10 protein-coding genes are annotated in these 17,500 nt (G+C 75.6%); 8 read left to right on the top strand and 2 right to left on the bottom strand.

What is annotated here, in order from left to right:
* Positions 1-29 precede the first annotated feature (29 nt).
* The 7 genes from IE260_RS08765 to IE260_RS08735 all read left to right on the top strand — a co-directional run bounded on the left by IE260_RS08765 (position 30) and on the right by IE260_RS08735 (position 14,788).
* Positions 30-1,127: a DNA polymerase III subunit beta family protein gene (locus tag IE260_RS08765; RefSeq protein ID WP_189869916.1), complete on the top strand. Its 1,098-nt coding sequence runs from the start codon at positions 30-32 to the stop codon at positions 1,125-1,127.
* Between the two features lie 92 nt (positions 1,128-1,219).
* Positions 1,220-2,074 carry a DUF4132 domain-containing protein gene (locus IE260_RS08760; RefSeq protein WP_189869915.1) on the top strand — a complete coding sequence of 285 codons (855 nt, stop codon included), beginning with the start codon at positions 1,220-1,222 and terminating at the stop codon, positions 2,072-2,074.
* Positions 2,071-7,146: a hypothetical protein gene (locus tag IE260_RS08755; RefSeq protein WP_189869914.1), complete on the top strand. Its 5,076-nt coding sequence runs from the start codon at positions 2,071-2,073 to the stop codon at positions 7,144-7,146. The genes IE260_RS08760 and IE260_RS08755 overlap by 4 nt, the downstream gene beginning before the upstream one ends.
* A 275-nt stretch (positions 7,147-7,421) precedes the next feature.
* Positions 7,422-8,591, top strand: a complete 1,170-nt coding sequence (locus IE260_RS08750) for an ATP-binding protein (protein ID WP_189869913.1) — start codon at positions 7,422-7,424, stop codon at positions 8,589-8,591.
* A 2-nt stretch (positions 8,592-8,593) separates the two neighbouring features.
* Positions 8,594-12,226, top strand: a complete 3,633-nt coding sequence (locus IE260_RS08745) for a vWA domain-containing protein (protein ID WP_373303324.1) — start codon at positions 8,594-8,596, stop codon at positions 12,224-12,226.
* Entirely contained in the window at positions 12,223-14,055 is a 1,833-nt protein-coding gene (locus IE260_RS08740) for a hypothetical protein (protein WP_189869912.1), read from the top strand. Before IE260_RS08745 ends, IE260_RS08740 begins: the two co-directional genes overlap by 4 nt.
* A 340-nt stretch (positions 14,056-14,395) precedes the next feature.
* Positions 14,396-14,788: a luciferase domain-containing protein gene (locus IE260_RS08735; RefSeq protein ID WP_189869911.1), complete on the top strand. Its 393-nt coding sequence runs from the start codon at positions 14,396-14,398 to the stop codon at positions 14,786-14,788.
* Positions 14,789-14,833: 45 nt separating this feature from the next.
* Here IE260_RS08735 and IE260_RS08730 read toward each other — a convergent pair whose 3' ends face one another.
* Together IE260_RS08730 and IE260_RS08725 are read right to left on the bottom strand one after the other, a co-directional pair.
* The gene (locus IE260_RS08730; protein ID WP_189869910.1) at positions 14,834-16,426 is read right to left on the bottom strand and encodes an MFS transporter; all 1,593 of its coding nucleotides are present in this window, start codon (positions 16,424-16,426) and stop codon (positions 14,834-14,836) included.
* A gap of 120 nt (positions 16,427-16,546) precedes the next feature.
* Positions 16,547-17,020 (bottom strand): MarR family winged helix-turn-helix transcriptional regulator, encoded by a 474-nt coding sequence (locus IE260_RS08725; protein ID WP_189869909.1) that lies wholly within the window; start codon positions 17,018-17,020, stop codon positions 16,547-16,549.
* A gap of 101 nt (positions 17,021-17,121) precedes the next feature.
* Between IE260_RS08725 and IE260_RS08720 the strand changes: the two genes are divergently transcribed.
* The gene (locus tag IE260_RS08720) at positions 17,122-17,487 is read left to right on the top strand and encodes a DUF779 domain-containing protein (RefSeq protein WP_189869908.1); all 366 of its coding nucleotides are present in this window, start codon (positions 17,122-17,124) and stop codon (positions 17,485-17,487) included.
* The last annotated feature ends 13 nt before the right edge of the window (positions 17,488-17,500 follow it).

Genomic DNA, 17,500 nt, shown 5'->3' with positions numbered 1-17,500 from the left:
GGCCCAGAGTTCCTGCTGTGGAGAACGAGATGCGCAGCATTGGCGAGATGGCCGGGGACAGCGGGCTGAGTGTGAGTGCCCTGCGGTTCTACGACGGGGCGGGGGTGCTGGTACCCGCCTGGGTGGATCCGGTCAGTGGCTACCGTTGGTACGGTCCCGAGCAGCTCGACGAGGCGCGGCTGCTGGCCCGGCTGCGCCGGGCGGGGATGCCGCTCGCGGACATCCGGCTGGTGCTGGCGGGCTGGTCCAGTGCGGACGCCGCCCTGGTGCGAGAACTCCTCCAGACGCATCTGCGCCGTCTCGAAGCAGGGCTCTCCGAGGCCCGGAGGGAGTTCTCCACGCTCCGAGCACTACTCGAACGCAGGGAGAAAACCTTGACGTCGCTCCGCACCGCCACCGTCCGGCTGAGTGTCCGCGCACCCGAGCTGGCCGACGCGCTGGACGCGGTCCGGTTCGCGGCCGCCGCCGACCCCGAGCTGCCGATGCTCGGCGGTGTCCTGTTCGACATCGAGGGCGAGGAACTGCGGCTCGTGGCCACCGACCGGTACCGGATGGCCGTCGCGCGGGCCGGCACCACCGGATACGACGGCTCCCGCGAGCAGGTCGTCGTGCCGCTTCCCCTCGCCGGCGCGATGCGGGCGTTGCTGACCGGTGAGGAGGACGTCCGGCTCGCCGTCGACGGCGACCGCGTGGCTTTGGAGGCCGGGGACCGCCAGGCCGCCGGCCAGTTCCTCGACCACGACTTTCCCGACTACCGCCGCCTGGTCCGCGTGCCGGACGGGTGCCGCGCCGTCGTGGACGTCCCGGCCTTCCAGGAGGCGGTGCGAACCGGACCCGTCGTCAGCGGTGACGTACGCGGGCAGGACGGCACCCCCCGCGATCTCACCCTGCTCCGGGTGACGCCCGACGGCACCGTGACCGTCTCCGGGGACGGCGACGAGGAGCCCACCGGCCGCGAACACGTCCGCGTGGCCGTCGACCGCGCGTTCCTGCTGGACGCGCTCGCCGCCGGCGCGCGGGACCGGCTGGTCCTGGAGTTCGGTGCCCCCACGGCGCCCGTCACGATCCGCCGTCCCGACGACGAGGACACGTTCTCGATGCTGATGCCGGTCCGCCTGGAGAACTGACCGCAGCTCACCGGGGAAGAGGCCCGGCGGCGTTGTCAGTGGTCTGGCCTAGAGTTCCCAGCACTTGATCACTGCGGTGCGGGGAGGCACGGATGGGGTGGGTCACGGCCGGCGACTACGAGGTCGCCCTGGACGACGGGAAGGTGGTGTGCCGCAACGCGTCCGGGCGGCGGTTGAAGTCGGTCCCGGCCAAGCTCGCGGACGAGCCGGCCGTCGTCGGGCTGCGGCAGCTCGCCGAGTGGCTTGAGCGTCACGAACGCCAGTGCCTCACCGACGTGGAGCGGTGGATGGTGCGATCGCTGCCCGTGCCCCTCGCCGTCATCGCCCGGGTGTGGCCCGACCCGGCGTGGCGGTCGGCCCTGCGCGACCTGGTGGTCACCGGTGCGGACGGCGAGGTCGCGGGCTTCCTGCGGGACGCCGACTCCGAGCGCGGGCTCGGCCTCGTCGACCTCGACGGCGACACGGTGCGCATCGCCCCCGACCTCGTCCGCCTGCCGCATCCCGTGCTGCTGGAGGACCTGGAGGAACTGCGGGAGTTCGCCGTCGAACTCGGCGTCGAGCAGCGTGCCCAGCAGCTCTTCCGCGAGGTGTGGCACCGCCCGGCCGCGCTCGACACGGAGGGCACGGCGGTCGAGGAGTACGCGGGCGGCATGTTCAAGGAGCTGCGCTTCCTGCACGGACGGGTCGCCCAGCTCGGCTACCGCGTGCGCGGCGGGCACGCCGTGTGCTCCGTGCGGGAGCACGGCCGCGGCGTCGAGGCCCGGGTCTGGGTCGGCGACTACGACGGCTACGAGGAGACGGAGACCGGCCCGCTGATGTGGACCGACGCCGCCGGACAGGTGCTCCGGCTCGGCCAGGTCGGGCCGGTGGCCTGGTCGGAGGGCATGCGCATGGCCGCCGCGCTGTACGCCGGGCGCGACATCGAGGACGAGGAGCGGGCGGCATGAGCACGATGAGTGAGACCACCGCGCCCGGCGCCACCGCGAACGGCCCCGCCGACGACGCCACCTCCGCACCAGCCCGCCCCGCCGACGACGCCACCGCCGCCGCCCTGCTCGACGCCGGAGCCGTCCTGCCGCCGGGCAGCACCGCCCGCGAGGACGCCGACACCCTCACTGTCCGTACCTACACCCACCCCGCCCTGGACGGCCGCAGCGTCGTCCGGCTCGTGCCCGGCACCCTCGGAGAGGCCGAGGACCTCGCCCTGGACTTCCTCGGACTGGCCCGGGATCCGGAGACGCCCGAGGTCGGGCAGGTACGCCGCGAGACCCTCGGCTTCCCCGCCTGGGCGCTGGTCAACGACCCGGCGAACGGACATCACGCACTCGCCCTGGTCAAGGACGTCGAACGGCTCGCGCGGCAGGCCAAGTCCCGCCCCGGCACCGCCAAGGAGGGCTTCGAGGCGCTCGGCGACCGGCTCGGCCGGGCCGTGCCGCACTTCCTGCCCACCTTCTACGAGCAGGCCGCCCGCATCTTCCTGCAGTACGACAACACGACGTACGCCGCCGCCTTCTTCGGCAAGGCGCGCGAGGCCGAGCGGGTGCACGCGCTGGGCGTCGACGAGGAGCGGCAGCGCGCGGTCTTCCTGGAGTTCGCCTTCGCCGGCGCGCTCACGGTCAAGGCGCTCAAACAGCATGTGAAGGACCTCGCCGGCCGGCTCGACGCCGCCGAGGCGTGGGAGCAGTTCCGGCAGCTGACCGTGGAGCGCTGCGCGGCCGGTATGCCGCCGTACGCGTCGCTGCCGCAGGACGCGCGCGGTCTGATCAAGGCCGCCGGGCTGCCGCGGGTCGCCGCGGAGTGCGCCCTCGTCGCCGATCTCGTCGCCTCCCCCGCCGCCGTACGGGCACCCGCCTCCTTCTGGAACGCCTACCGGGCAACGCTGGCCGTCCTCGCCGAGGAGCAGCCGGCCGTCCGGAGCCGGTTGCTGGAGATCATGCCGGCCGGGCTGGGCCGCAGCACCGAGGACGACGAGTTCTGGCTGACGCTGCTGACCGAGTGCGGCGCCGACCTGCTGCTGACCGGCGAGGCCGGCGAGGCGTCCGACGGTGTGGACGCGGCGGACTGGCTCAGCCGCTGGGCCGCCCACCGCAAGCACGGCGCCACCCTCTGCGACCGTTCCGCCGCCACCCTCGGTCTGGTCGCGCGGATGGCGCCCCGGCTGCGCGCCGACGGCCGGGCCGTCGACCTGTTCGCGGGCCGCCGGCACACGGGAGTCGACCTCGACCTGCTGGACCTGTGCGCGGCCGAGGGCATCCCCCTCGCCCTGCCGGACGCCGATGCCGAGGTCCACCTCGGGCTGGACCGCTGGGTGTGTGACACCCTGCCGGGCCGGCGCGATCTGGCCGCCGCCGCGGCCGATCCGCGGCTGCGTCCCCTGCTGCTGCGGGCCGTCGGCGCCGTGGGTGACGTCCGGGCGGCCTCCCGGCTGCTGGACCGGCTCGCCGACCATCCCGTGCTGAGCGAGGTCCTGCGCGAGTGGCTGGACGACGCGGCCGCGGAACTCACCGCGGCGGCGGGCCTGCCGGGGGCCCGCGAGGCGCTGTACCGGCTGCGCCCCTTCCGCGTGGTGGCCCCCCGGGTCAACCCCGCGGCCGTCTCCCGCATCGCCGCCTACGAGGTCGCGCCCGTGCTCGGGCGCACGCTGCGGGCCGGGATCCTGGACGAGCTGGGCTGGTCCGCCCTCGACGACGCCCTGCGGCTGCTCGACACCGAGACGCGCAAGGACCGCGACAACACGCTGATCGTGAACGAGGCGTGGCCCCACCTGATCCTGAGCCGCGGCCACAAGGCGGTCGTCGTCGGCCCGGACGAGGTACTCCTCGAGCACGACCTGCGCCTGCCCGCCGATCTGGACCGCTGGCAGCGCCCGCGGTTCCGCTACACCGACGGCGAGTTGCTGGTGATGTGGTGGCACGGGGGCAAGCAGCGCGGCTACTGGTCGGCCCGGCCCGCCGACGTGTTCACCCTCGGCGGCGAGCCGGTGAACTGGTGGAGCAACGACGCCGACACACCGTCGATCCCCCTGCCCGGCGGCGGCCGGGCCACCGGCGGGCGCACCCTGCACGCGGGCGACACCGTCCTGCCGGCCGGCCGCCCCGTCATCGGTGACGGCGCCATGTACTGGCGCCAGGGCCGCCAGGGCCGCCGGCAGGTGTGGCTGGAGTACGACCCGGAGACCGGCACCCACGGGCGCGCGTCCCTGCCCGCCTTCCTCCGGTCCGGCATCCGCGACGACGCGGCTCTCCTGCAGGACCGGTGCCAGGTGCTTCCGCTGCAACCGGGCCTGCAACAGAGCCCGTTCGGCACCGACGGGACCGTACTCGGCCGCTGGGTGCGCGTCGACGACGAGGGCGCCGAGGTCCGCACGACCACCGGGACGCCGGACGGCCGCACCGTCACCCTGCGGAGCGACCGGCGACGGGGGCGTGCGGTACCGCTCGGTGCGCTGCGGCTGCCCGGCGGGGCCGAACCCGTCGCCGCGCTCCTCCACCGCGGGGTGGCACTGTTCTCGCAGGACGATGCCACCGGCGCCGGTGAGCTGGCCCGGGTGACGCCGGGCGAGCGGGGCGGCGAGTTCGCCGCGGGCACCCCGCTCGTGCCGCCGGTCGCGTTCTGGCACGCCCTGCGTCCGCGTGACGAGCGCGCGTCCGGTGTGCTGCGCGACCTGACCGACGAGCACGTGGGGCAGGTGCTGCGCGTCGCTGTCGAGGCCCTGGCCGAACGCCAGGCGCGGGTGGAGGCGGCGGGCGGCGCCTCCGGGACGACCGCCGAGGGCAAGCCCGTCGTGCCGACCGCGGAGGAAGTCGTCCGGCGCTCCCTGACCCGCTCCCTTCCCGGCCTCACCGACGAACGGCTCCTGACCGGCGTGGCGGCCCTGGTCCGCGCGGCGCTCCAGATCGCCCACCTCGTCACCGGGTTCGTGACGCCGCCCGCCGAGCGGCCGAAGCCGGACCCGCGGCGGACCGACGGCATGTTCGCGGACCACCGGCCCGAACACGGCGACGACCGGACGCTGCGCGCGGCCACCGCCGGACTCGCCTCCCTGTGGGGAGGCTGGGGCGGCGACCAGCGCTGGACGACCCTGCGGCAGGTCCGCGCCGTGAACCACGTGCTGTCCGGGAAGCCCGCCGACGGCAAGCCGCTGCCCGACCGGGCCCGCCTCACCGCCCTGGGCGACGGCTGGCACAGCGACGAGCACACGATCCCCGCCTTCGGCATGGTCTGGCCCTCCGTCCTGACCGTGCTGCGGCCACTGGCCCACCGCGCTGCCTCACCGGTCCTGCCGGACGCCGAACGCGAGGCGTTGCTCCTGCTGTTCGAGGCGCTGGCCGAAGGGCCGCTCGCGGATCCCCGGAGCGCGCTGCGCGAGATCGTGCTGAGCGAGCCGCACGACAAGCAGCAGCGCGCGGGTCAGGTGCTGCGCCGGGACGGCCGCACGGTGGTCGTCCTCGGTTGCCAGAACGTCGACCACCTCCGCGACCGCGTCAACTGGCTCGCCCTCGACCACGACCCGTCCGGCGGATTCGGAGCCGTCGCCCACTTCACGCTGGAGAAGGAGACCCGGCACACCTCGGCCTTCCCGGCCGACGGGCTCGCCGCCGTCGCCCGGTTGATCCGGGACAAGGGCCCCGCACCCTGGCGGCCCGAGTCGCCCTCCGCGCTCGTGGGGGCGACGCGTGGCGGCCTGGGTCCGGTCCAGGCCGCGGTGCTCCTCGCGGGGCAGCCGCAGAAGCTCGACGCCGACGCGCTGGCCGTGGTGGGGCTGAAACCGCGTCAGCTCGACGCGGGCAACGGCATGCTGGGCTCGCTTCCCGCCGACGACCGGCGGGCCCTTCTCGCCGCCCTGCTGCCGGACGATCCCGCGCGGCTGTGGACGACCGGGCCGGACACGGACGCCGCGGGCCGGGTGTGGGGCGAACGCCTGGCTTCCCTGCTCCGCCTGCCGGAGGACCTGACCGCCGACCTCGCCGGCCTGCCCACCGGCTACGCCGAGGACGTACTCAACCCGGCACGCACCGCCTGGCTCAGCCGCACCACCGTCCAACGCCCGGACAAGGACGGCAGGCTGGTCCCGGACGATCCCGGCGCGCTGCCCGCAGGACACACTCTGTCCGGTGCGGTCGCCGCCCTCGCGGCGCTCGCCTACGCCCTGCCTCACGGCCACCGCCTGCGCGCCGCCCTGCCGGACGGTCTCGCCGCCCTGCGTCGGCGCGTCGCCGACCCGGGACTGCTGCTCGACCTCGACGTCGCGTGGACCGAGAAGGGCGGACCGACGGCCGCCGAGCTGCGCAAGGCGTACGGACTGCCCGCCACCGGTGGTGCCGACGCGGACGGCATGACGCGGCTCGGCGAGGCGCTGGTGCTCCTGCCCTGGTACGGCGACCAGGAGACGGTGCTCGTCCGCCCGGCCGGCGTCACCGGGCCGGACGACGCCGTCTTCGGCCTGCTCGAAGGGCTGGTGGGCGCCGGGCGGGGTGCCGGACTGCGGGCGCTGCGGACGATCCTCGGCGACGAACTCGCCCGGGCCCTCTCCGTCGGCATCGATCCCGAAGGACCCACCGGACACGCCCAGGACCCGGTGGTCGGTGCTCCGGCGCTCGTGGCCGAGGTCGCCGCGGCCCACGGACTGAGCGAGGACGCGGCGGCGCTGTATCTGCAGTTGCTCGCCCTGCCCGATCCGACGGACCGCAACTGCGCCCGCTGGACCGGCTGGAAGCCCGCCCGGCTGAAGAAGGCCCGCGCCGAACTCGCCGGGACGGATCTGGTCGTCGAGGCCAAGCGGCCCCGGGCCGGACGTGCGCTCTTCCTGCCCTGCGGCTGGCACGACCTCAAGGCGCCCGCCCTGCCGGTGGAGACCTGGAAGGAGGGCCTCTACCCGGTCCGGGCAGACATACGGACGGTGCCGCTGCTGCCGGTGCCCGACCTGTTCGCCCGCGCCTGGGAGCGGGTCCGCGCGGGTGACGCACCCGCCTACGAGGAGCTCACCACCCGTGCCACGCGCAAGGGCCGCCGCCGGTGACGGCCGTCCCGTGCCGCCGGCGGAGCAGTGGGTGAGCAGCGGGTGACGACCGCCCGAGCCTCGCGGGGAACCAGCGACGACCAAGGCCCGCCTCCCCGTCGGGGCTCCCCCAATGCCCGCACCGCCTGCGGCTCCACCACCGGCCACGGCCGCGTCCAGGGGGCCGCGGATGCCCCTTGCCTGCCGCCCCGGAGAGCACGACCGGAGACGACCGGCCGTACCCTCCGGGGCCGCCACAGATGACCACCCGTCCCGTCCACCGGAAGACCCCGCCGATGACGACCACTCTCGCCTCCGACACCGCACGCCAGATCGTCCCGCCCGAGGACCGGTACGCCACCGAGCTGGCCTTCCTCGCCGCGTACGACGACGGACCGCGCCCACCCGCCTGGCGGCTCACGCCCCGTGCCGTCGTCCTGTTCGTCATGGGCAGCGACGGCCGGACCCTGCGGCTGCCCGACGCCGCCGAGGTGCCCGAGGGCGTACCGCGCCGCCTCGTGGTGCAGGGCAAGTTCGTCGGCGACCGGGCGCTGGTCGAGCGGTGCGTCGTCACCCTGGCCGGCGAGCGCGGTCTGCTGCTCGTCGGTGAGCCCGGCACCGCGAAGTCCATGCTCTCCGAGCTGCTGTCGGCGGCCGTGTGCGGCACCAGCGGCCTGGTCGTGCAGGGCACGGCGGGCACGACCGAGGACCAGCTCAAGTACGGCTGGAACTACTCCCTGCTGCTGGCCCAGGGCCCCAGCCGGCAGGCGCTGGTGCCCTCCCCCGTCCTGACCGCGATGACGCGGGGCGGCATCGCCCGGGTCGAGGAGGTGACCCGCTGTCTGCCGGAGGTGCAGGACTCCCTCGTCTCCCTGCTCTCCGAGCGGCGCATCGCCGTTCCCGAGCTCGCGGGCACGGACGACGCACTGGCGCACGCGGCACCCGGCTTCAACCTCATCGCCACCGCCAACCTCCGCGACAAGGGCGTCTCCGAGATGTCCGCCGCGCTCAAGCGTCGCTTCAACTTCGAGACCGTCGGCCCCATCCCGGACCTCGACGCCGAGACGGCACTGGTCCGCAGCCAGGCGCGGGCCTCCGTGGAACGCTCCGGGGCTCCGTTCCGGGTCGACGACGCCGTGCTGGAGGCCCTCGTCACCGCCTTCCGCGACCTGCGCGAGGGCCGGTCGGCGGAGGGCTGGGAGGTCGAGCGGCCCTCCACCGTGATGAGCACCGCCGAGGCCGTGTCCGTCGCGGGCGCGCTGGGGCTGGCCGCGGCGTACTTCCCGGGCGACCGGGACGTCCTGGGGCTGCTGCCGGGACACCTCCTCGGGGTGGTCCGCAAGGACGATCCCGCCGACGCCGCCCGGCTGCGCGGCTACTGGGACGGTCCGGTCCGGCGCCGGGCCGAGCAGGGTTCGGCCACCTGGCGCACCCTGTGGGACCTGCGCACGGTCCTGGAGGACTGACGGTGTCCGCGTCCCCGTCGCCGTCCCCCGACGAGGCGATCAGCGCCCTCACGGATCCGTCGGCGCCCTACCTCATCGGCGTACGGCACCACGCGCCCTCCCTGGCCGCGGCCGTCCCGGCGCTGCTCGACGGGGCCGCCCCGGACGTCCTGCTGGTCGAACTGCCCGCGGAGATGCAGCAGTGGCTGCCCTGGCTCGGTCACGAGGAGACCCGGGCGCCGGTCGCCCTGGCCGCCGCACCGGCCGGGGGCGGCGGGCCGGCCTTCTACCCCTTCGCCGACTTCTCCCCCGAACTCGCCGCCGTGCGCTGGGCCGCCCGGCACGGCGTCCCGGTCGTCGCCTGCGACCTTCCGCTGGCCGACCGGGCCTGGCACGAGGGCCGCCCCACGGCACCCGCGCCCGGCCCGCCCCGCCCGGGCGACGCCCCGCCACCGCCGGCCGGTTCCGGCCCGTCCGCGACCCCGGCCTCCGACGCACCGGTGCCCGGTCGCCCCGGCCTCACGGCCGCGCTCCGCGCACGGCTCACGGGTCGCGTCGGTGAGGATCTCTGGGACCGTCTCGTCGAGGCCACCGCGCCCGGCTCACCGCCGGAGGCGCTGCGCCGCGCTGCCCTCCTCACCGGGTGGGCGCTGCGCGAGGAGGCCGCCGCCCGCGGTGGCGTGCCCGAGCTGGACCTGCGGCGCGAGCGGTGGATGCGCTCCTGCCTCGCCCACGCCACCATGAAGGGCGAGCGCGCGGCCGTGCTCGTCGGTGCCTTCCACGCCCCGGCCCTGACGGCTTCCCCCGACGGAGACCGGCCCGGGCCGGACCATCGGGACACCGGCGGCGCGCCGGGCTGGACCACGTCCCTCATCCCGTACACCTACGCGCTGCTCGACGAACGGTCGGGCTATCCGGCGGGCATCCGGGACCCGGAGTGGCAGCACCTGGTCCTGCGGGCGGCGGGCGATCCGGCCGCGCTGGAGGAGGCGCTGACGGGGGCGGCCGTACGGGTGTGCGCGGAACTGCGCGCCCTCGGCCATCCGTCGGGGCCCGCCGACGCGCGCGAGATCACCCGGTTCGCCTCGGACCTGGCGCGGCTGCGCGGGCTCCCGGCGGCGGGACGCGGGGAACTGGTCGAAGCGGTGCAGACCGTGCTCGCCCAGGGCGAGCCGTACGGCAGGGGGCGTGCCGTCGCACGGGCGATGGAGAAAGTGCTGGTGGGGACGCGCAGCGGCCGTCCCGCACCGGGCGCACCGCGCAGCGGCCTCGCCCCCGCGGTCGAGGCGGAGCTGTCGGCCCTCGGGCTGCCCGGACCGGGTGCCGAGGCGCCCGGCGCGGCCCGGGACCTGCGGCTCGATCCCCTGCGGTCCGACCTCGACCGCCGCCGCGAACTGCTGCTGCGCCGGCTGTCGGTGTGCGGGGTGCCGTACGCGGAGCCGAAGGACGTGGCGGGCGCGGGCGGCGCCGAGGCCCTGACGACCCGTTGGGAAGTGCGCTGGACTCCCGCGACCGAGGCGATGCTGACCGCGGCCGGTGTCCGAGGGGTCACTCCCGCGCAGGCCGCCGAGGGGGCCCTGCGCGAGCGCCGGCGGGCGGAGCGGGACGAGGGCGGTCCGACGGCCGCGCAGACGCTGCAGGGGCTTCGGCAGGCGGCGGAGTGCGGCCTGCCGGATCTGACGGACGCGCGTCTGGCGGAGGCCGCGGAGGTGCTGCCCGGCGCCGCGACGCTGCCCGAGATCCTCACCGGTCTGGCCCTGTCGGACCGGCTGCGGGCGGGTCATGTCGCCGGACTCGACGCCGACGAGGGCCGTACGGCTCGGGCCGCCGCGGTGGCCGAGCTGCTCACCGCCGCCGCGGTGCGCCAGGTGGACGGCCTCACGGGCTCCGAGGACCCGGCCGACGCCCATGCCCTGCTGGAGCTCGCCCACCGGGCCGACCTGCTGGGCGGCATCCGCCTGACCGATGCCCTGGCCCGCCTGGCGCACGACGGTTCGCCCCTAATGCGCGGTGCCGCGGGAGCCGTCCGTGTCCTCCTCGGCCACGAGGACGCCCACGTGCTCGGCGATCGCGTGGCGTCCTGGGTGGGCTCGGCGTGCGACGCCGCCTCCCGGTCCGCGCTGACCGCCCGGCTCACCGGCCTGCTGACGGCCGCGGGCCCGCTGCTGGAGGCCGCCGCCCCCGCGCTGGAGCCCCTGCTCGACCGCGTGTCGGAACTGACCGACAGGGACTTCCTCGACCGGCTCCCGGCGCTGCGCGGAGGGTTCGACACCCTCAGCCCGGCCGCCCGCGACCGCCTCCTGTCCACCGTCGAGGAACGCCTGGCCACCAGCCACCTCGCCGACACGGGCGGCCTGGACCCCGCCGCCCTCGCCCGGTGGACCCGCGCGGACCTGGCGGCCCGAGCCGCCCTGAGCGCCATCGGGCTGCTGTCTCCGCCCCCCGGACCCGCGGCCGGCACCTTGGCATCCGCCCGTGCCGTCACTGCCCTGGGCGAGACCCCGCGCACCTCCCCCGAGCAGCACCGACCGGCGCCCGAGGAACGCCTGCTGTCCCCCGCCGACCGCTGGCGGCTCGTGCTCGGTCGCCGTGCCGACCGGCTGGCGCCGGCCGCGTCCGCCCTGGCCACCGCCTTGGACGAGCTGTACGGCAGGGGGCACGGGGAGGGCAGCAGGGGCGACCTGACCGGGCCGGGCGGCCGGGGCGGTGGCCGGGAGGCTCCCTACCCAGGCGTACGGGAGTGGTCGGAGGAGCTGGCGGTGCTGTTCGGGCCGGGCATCCGCGAGGAGGTCCTGGCAGCCGCCGCCGCGTCGGGCCGGCAGGACGTGCTGGCCGAACTCGACCCTGACAGCGTGCGCCCCTCGGTGGACCTGCTGCGCACCGTGCTCCGGCACGCGGGCGGACTCCCCGAGGCACGGCTGGCCGCGCTCCGGCCGCTGGTCCGGCGCCTGGTGGACGCGCTGACCCGCCAACTCGCCACGCGGCTGCGCCCCGCGCTGCACGGCACGGTCCTGCCGCGCCCCAGCCGGCGGCCGGGCGGCGGCCTCGACCTGCCCCGTACGCTGCGGGCCAACCTCGCGACCGCGCGCCGCGGCCCGGACGGCACCGTCCGGGTCGTCCCCGAGCGCCCCGTCTTCCGTACCCGGGCCCGGCGCGCCGCCGACTGGCGGCTGATCCTGGTCACCGACGTGTCGGGGTCCATGGAGGCGTCGACGGTCTGGGCCGCCCTCACCGCCTCGGTACTGGCCGGGGTGCCGACGCTGTCCACGCACTTCCTGGCCTTCTCCACGGAGGTCATCGACCTCACGGACCACGTCGACGACCCGCTGTCCCTGCTGCTGGAGGTCAGCGTGGGCGGCGGCACCCATGTCGCCGCTGGGCTGCGGCACGCCCGCGAACTGGTCACGGTGCCGTCCCGCACGCTCGTCGTGGTCGTCAGCGACTTCGAGGAGGGGTATCCGCTCGGCGGGCTGCTCGCCGAGGTCCGTGCCCTGGTCGGGTCCGGCTGCCACGTGCTGGGCTGTGCGAGCCTCGACGACGCGGGACGCCCCCGGTACTCCACCGGCGTGGCCGGCCGGCTCGTCGCCGCCGGCATGCCCGTCGCCGCCCTCAGTCCCCTCGAACTCGCCCGCTGGGTAGGAGAGAAGATCGCATGAACCCGCACCTCCCGCCGGTCGCCCCGTCGGTGACCGCCGAGCTCGTCGCGGCGCTGACGCCCCGGTTGCGCAAGCGGCTGGACGCGGGCGTCGCCAAGGTGGCGGGGCGGCCGACGGTCCGCGAGGGCGATGTGGTGCGCATCGCCCTCGACGACGACACCGATCTGGAACTGCACGCTCCCGGCGGGGCCGTGACCAGCGCGGAGGCGGTCCGCTGCGGTTGTCTGCTCGCCCCGGACTGCCTGCACCGCGCCGCCGCGGCATCGGCCGCGCCCGTCGCCGATCCGGCGGACACACCCGCCACCGGCGCACCCCGGCCGCGGCCCGATCCGCCACAGCCCGCACCCGGTCCGGAGCAGCCGCCGACCGCTCCCGCACGGCCCGAGGACCGGACGCCCGCAGCTGCCGCCAGGAGCGTCACGGCGGCACCCACGGAATCCGAAACGGCCACCGCCGAGCAGCTCACCGCCGCAGCCGCCCTCCGCGACGCCGCTGCCGCCGTGCTGGAGGCCGGCGCGGAGGGCGCCGGTGCCGTGCTCCAGGCCGAGTTGCTGCGCGCCGCGCACACCGCGCGGCTCGCCGGGCTGCCCCGGGCCGCGGGCCGAGCGGTCGCCGCCGTCACGGCGTTGCGCGCGGCGCGCAGCGCCGACCCCGCCCACCGCCTCACCGATCTGGCCGCCGCACTCCGCGAGGTGCTGGGGGTCGCCCACCGCCTCCCCGGCGCCGCGGGCGCGGAACTCGCCGGGTTGCGCGGCACCGTACGGCAGCCGTACGCGCCGGACGGTTCGCTGCGTCTGTACGGGCTCTTCTCCGAGCCCGTCCTCACGGCGACCGGATACGCGGGTGCCGTCACGTGGACCGCCGACGCGGAGGGGCGGCTCTACACGGTTTCCGACGTCGCACCGGGCGGCGCGGACCGGGCGACGGGCGCGGCCGGGCGCAGCGTACGCATCGGCGACACGGCCCTGACGCACCGCGAACTGTCGCGGGCCGGACTCGCGGTGTCCGGTGCCACGGTCTCCCCGACGGGCCGGCTGGGTGCGGGCGCCGGCGTGCGGGCGGTGCGGGCGTCCGGCGCCGCGTGGCACGCCGAGCCGCTGGACGGTCTGTGGGCGGTGCCGGTGTCCGAGCAGGTCGCGCGCGCCCTGACGACCGAGCAGGACCTGCTGTTCCTCGACATCACGCTCGCCGGCACGGTCCGTGAGGCGGCGGGGGACTGCCTGGTCGCCGACTGCGGCGGCCTGACGCTCCGTCTCGCCGCCGCCCACGACGACCCCGCGCTGCCCCACCGGGACAACCTCCGCCTCCTCGCCTCCGCCCGGGGCGCCCGTCTCCGCGTCGTCGCCCGCCTCACCCCGGCCCCGCTCCCCCGCGCCCTGCTGCTGGCCACCAGTCACCCCACCGACCCCGGGGCCCGGGTCGACCTCGGTCTCGACCGGCTCCTGCGCGCGGATCTGCCCACCGCGCAGACGCCGCCGGTTCCGGCCGCGCCGGCACCCGACGAGGCCCCGGTGCATCTGCTGCGCCGCCGGGTCCACCAGGCCGCCTCGGGGGGCCGCCGCGTGCTGGCCCTCCCGGGGAACCGGGACGCCGACGCGGCCCGCCTGCGCCGGCACGGCCTGGCCACCGCGGGTGATCTCCTCGACGAGCTCCACGCCGCCGCCGCGGACCGCTCCCGGGACCCCTTCGGCAGGCTCCTGCCCGCCGACACCGCCCGCTTCGGGCGCGCCTGGCTCGCCGCCGCCGTCTACACCGAGGAACTCGACCGTGCGCTGTGCGCGGCCGCGTGGGACGCGCACCTCGCGCCGTCCTCGCCGTCGCCACGATGAGCCCCGAACCGAGGGCTCTCACCAGGCGGTTCGGGTAGCGTTCGACAGCTCCGGTGCCCACGGTCTTGCCAGGAGGAACCCGCCGCCCCTACAGTCCTCGGCACACCGGCGACTGGGAGCGCTCCCATCAGTGGGGAGAGGGGAGCGCTCCCGCCGCCGGCTCCCCTGGACTCCAGGCCCGTCGGCCGCCGGGACGGTCGGCCGCGTGGCGCCGCGACGCGCCCTCGCCGGAACGCGGCGTGAACGGGAGCCACACTCCGGGGGTCGTCCGAACCTCACGCGCCGGTTACAAAACGCTCAACCTCTGGTTGCCACGCGGTGATCGGGCGACGATGGGGGCATGACTCTGGCCCAGCGCGCCCTGGAGCGGCTGCAAGCCTGGCCGGACCTCACCTCGGGGCCGGCCAGTTGCGGCACGGGACGGGCGCTCCGCTCCGTCCGCGACGAGATCGTCCACTTCCACTCGGACCGGGACGTGGACCTCCACCTCACCCGCCGGGCCATCCAGCGCTTCCACTACGACCTCGGCGGTTCCACCGCGATCCGCCTGGTCCCCGGCTCGCGCTGGGTGACCGTGCACCTCGACTGCGACGCGGACGTCGACCTGCTGCTGAGCCTGGTGAGCATCGCGCTGAAGGCCCATCAGACCTGGCCCTCGGCCGACCTGCCGCCGTCGGGGTGCAACTTCCACCGCGTCACCGTGCTCCCCCGCAACGGCGCCGGCGACTCCTGAGACACGGCCGGCGGTGCCCGCGCGCGGACACCGCCGTTCCCCGGCTCAGTGGCCGGCCGGCTGCTCCGCGGTGCGCCGGACGCCGGCCGCGGCGACGACGGCGCCGAGCAGGCACAGGATGCCGGTGACGACGACGGCCGAGTGGACGCCGTTCATGAACGCCTGGCCGCTGCCCTCGATGACCGCCGCCCGCAGCCCCGCCGGCATGTCGCCGGAGACGGGCGCCACGCCCATCGCCACGGCGTCCCTGGCCTCGAGCAGCCCGTGGGCCATGGCCGAGGGGACCCCCGCGTCGGTCAGCTCCCCGGTGAGGGTGGAGCCGACCTTGCTGCTGATGAGGGAGACCAGCACGGACGTACCGAGCGCGCCGCCGATCTGCAGGGTCGTGGCCTGCAGACCGCCGGCCACACCGCCGTCCTGGACGGGGGCGTTGCCGACGATGGCGTCGGAGGAGGCGGACATCACCATGCCGACGCCGAGGCCGAGCGCGATGAACGGCGGCCACATCGTGGCGTAGGACGAGTCGGTCTGCCAGGTGAGCATGCCGAAGCAGGAGGCCGCCTGCAGCAGCATGCCGACAGGCATGGTCAGACGGGGCCCGAAGCGCTGGGTCAGGGCCGCGCCCAGGGGCGAGGCGACCAGCGATGCGAGGCTCAGCGGCAGAGTCCGCACGCCCGCCTCGACCGGGGTGAAGCCGCGCACGTTCTGCAGGTACAGCATGACGAAGAAGATCACGCCGAGCATGACGAAGAAGTTCAGCGCGGTGATGACCGCGCCGGTCGTCAGCGCGCGGCTGCGGAACAGGCGCATCGGCAGCAGCGGGTGCCGGACGCGGGTCTCGTACCAGCCGAACAGGAGGAGCACCACGAGGCCGACGGCGACGGCGCCCAGGGTCCCGGCGGAGGTCCAGCCCCAGGTCTCGCCCTTGACGACCCCGAACACCACGGCCAGCAGGCCGAGGGCGAGCAGGACGACGCCGGGGATGTCGAACCGGTGCCGCCCGGTGGAGTTGCGGCTCTGCGGGAGCACGAAGGCGCTGAAGACGAACGCGATGACGCCGATGGGGGCGTTGATGTAGAAGACGGACTCCCAGGTGACGTGTTCCACGAGGAGACCGCCGACGATAGGTCCGAGGGCCGTCGCGACGGCGGAGACCATGGCCCAGATGCCCACGGCCATGGCGAACTTCCTCGGCGGGAACACGGCGCGGAGCAGACCGAGGGTGTTGGGCATCAGCAGACCGCCGAAGGCGCCCTGCAGAGCACGGAAGACGACCACGCCCTCGATCGACCCGGACAGGCCGATGGCGACGGAGGCGAGGGTGAAGCCGGTCACGCCGACGAGGTAGTACGTGCGCCGGCCGAAGCGGTCGCCGAGCTTGCCGCCCAGGATGAGCGTGGCGGCCAGCGCGAGCAGGTAGGCGTTGGTCACCCACTGCAGCTCGGCCGTCGAGGCGTGCAGGTCGCTGCCGATCTCGGGGTTGGCGATGGCGACGACGGAGCCGTCGAGCTGGACCATGAACAGTCCGAACGCGACGGCAAGGAGGGTCAGCCAGGGGTTGGAGCGCAGACGGCCGGCCGCCGGTGGGGCGGTGTCGGCCGCGGGTGTGGTGGGGTGATCCACGGACGTGGACGGCATGGATGAGCCTTCTCTTCGGGTGCTGGGGTGGTGCGAGGGCGGGTGGCCCACGGGAACGGCGGGCCGGCGGCGGGCACGCCTTCGTGCCCGCCGCCGGCGGGAATGCCTGGAAGCGCCCGGTCAGCGGGCGGTGGGGTGGAGGTGCCGCGTCAGCGCCTCGAGGGCGCCCAGGGCGGAGCCGAGGGCGCCCTGCTGCCCCTCGGTGAGGGACGTCAGGGCGTGGCGGACGAAGGCGGTCTCCAGTTCCCGCACCTCGGCGACCCGCTCACGGGCCGTGGCGGTGAGGTGGAGGCGCACGACGCGCTTGTCGGCGCTGTCCTGCCTGCGTTCCAGATCGCCCTGCTCGGTGAGCTGGGAGACCAGGGCGCTGACGTTGTTCGGCTTCATCAGCAGGGCCTCGGCGGCCTCACGCACCGTGGCGCCCTCGCGCTGCGCTACGAACCGCAGCAGGGCGAGCTGGCCCTCCGGGGGCTTGGGGTGCGGGTACTGAGCGGCGACCTGCCGGTCCAGCGCCCGGTGCAGCGCGGGAAGGCACGCCGCGAGCCCGGAGGCCACGCGGTCGATGTCCCGGCGAGGGGTGCTGGAGTCGGTCACCCGCACACGATAAGTATGAGATTATAGGTATGTCAAAAGAGGTATTCGGTTCCCGGCCCCTGCAACGCCCTCGCAACCTTCCTCGTGCTGCCATACCCGCCATGCACGACACATACGAGGAGACCCCGCGCGTCGAGCTGACCCCCGCCGCGGCCGCACTGCTGCACAGGCTGCACGCGGCGCACGGGCCGTTGATGTTCCACCAGTCCGGCGGGTGCTGCGACGGCAGCGCCCCCATGTGCTACCCGGCGGGCGAGTTCCGCACCGGCGCCGCGGACGTCCTGCTGGCGGAACTGGACGTCGAGGGCATCGAGGAGCCGGTGGGGTTCTGGATGTCGCGCAGCCAGTACGAGGTGTGGAGCCACACCCGGCTGATCGTCGACGTCGTCCCGGGCCGGGGCAGCGGCTTCTCGCTGGAGGCCCCCGAAGGGGTGCGGTTCCTCATCCGTTCTCGCGTCGTACCGTGAGGCAGCCGCGGCG

Origin of the sequence: Streptomyces viridiviolaceus (genome assembly GCF_014650995.1) — a bacterium.
Lineage (GTDB): Bacteria > Actinomycetota > Actinomycetes > Streptomycetales > Streptomycetaceae > Streptomyces > Streptomyces viridiviolaceus.
This window is presented reverse-complemented; position numbering and strand designations above follow the sequence as displayed.

Bases quoted from the DNA above. Each gene is read 5' to 3' on its own strand.
- IE260_RS08750 (WP_189869913.1), top strand. From the start codon at position 7,422: ATGACGACCACTCTCGCCTCCGACACCGCACGCCAGATCGTCCCGCCC.
- IE260_RS08735 (WP_189869911.1), top strand. From the start codon at position 14,396: ATGACTCTGGCCCAGCGCGCCCTGGAGCGGCTGCAAGCCTGGCCGGAC.
- IE260_RS08765 (WP_189869916.1), top strand. From the start codon at position 30: ATGCGCAGCATTGGCGAGATGGCCGGGGACAGCGGGCTGAGTGTGAGT.
- IE260_RS08760 (WP_189869915.1), top strand. From the start codon at position 1,220: ATGGGGTGGGTCACGGCCGGCGACTACGAGGTCGCCCTGGACGACGGG.
- IE260_RS08755 (WP_189869914.1), top strand. From the start codon at position 2,071: ATGAGCACGATGAGTGAGACCACCGCGCCCGGCGCCACCGCGAACGGC.
- IE260_RS08720 (WP_189869908.1), top strand. From the start codon at position 17,122: ATGCACGACACATACGAGGAGACCCCGCGCGTCGAGCTGACCCCCGCC.
- IE260_RS08740 (WP_189869912.1), top strand. From the start codon at position 12,223: ATGAACCCGCACCTCCCGCCGGTCGCCCCGTCGGTGACCGCCGAGCTC.
- IE260_RS08730 (WP_189869910.1), bottom strand. From the start codon at position 16,426: ATGCCGTCCACGTCCGTGGATCACCCCACCACACCCGCGGCCGACACC.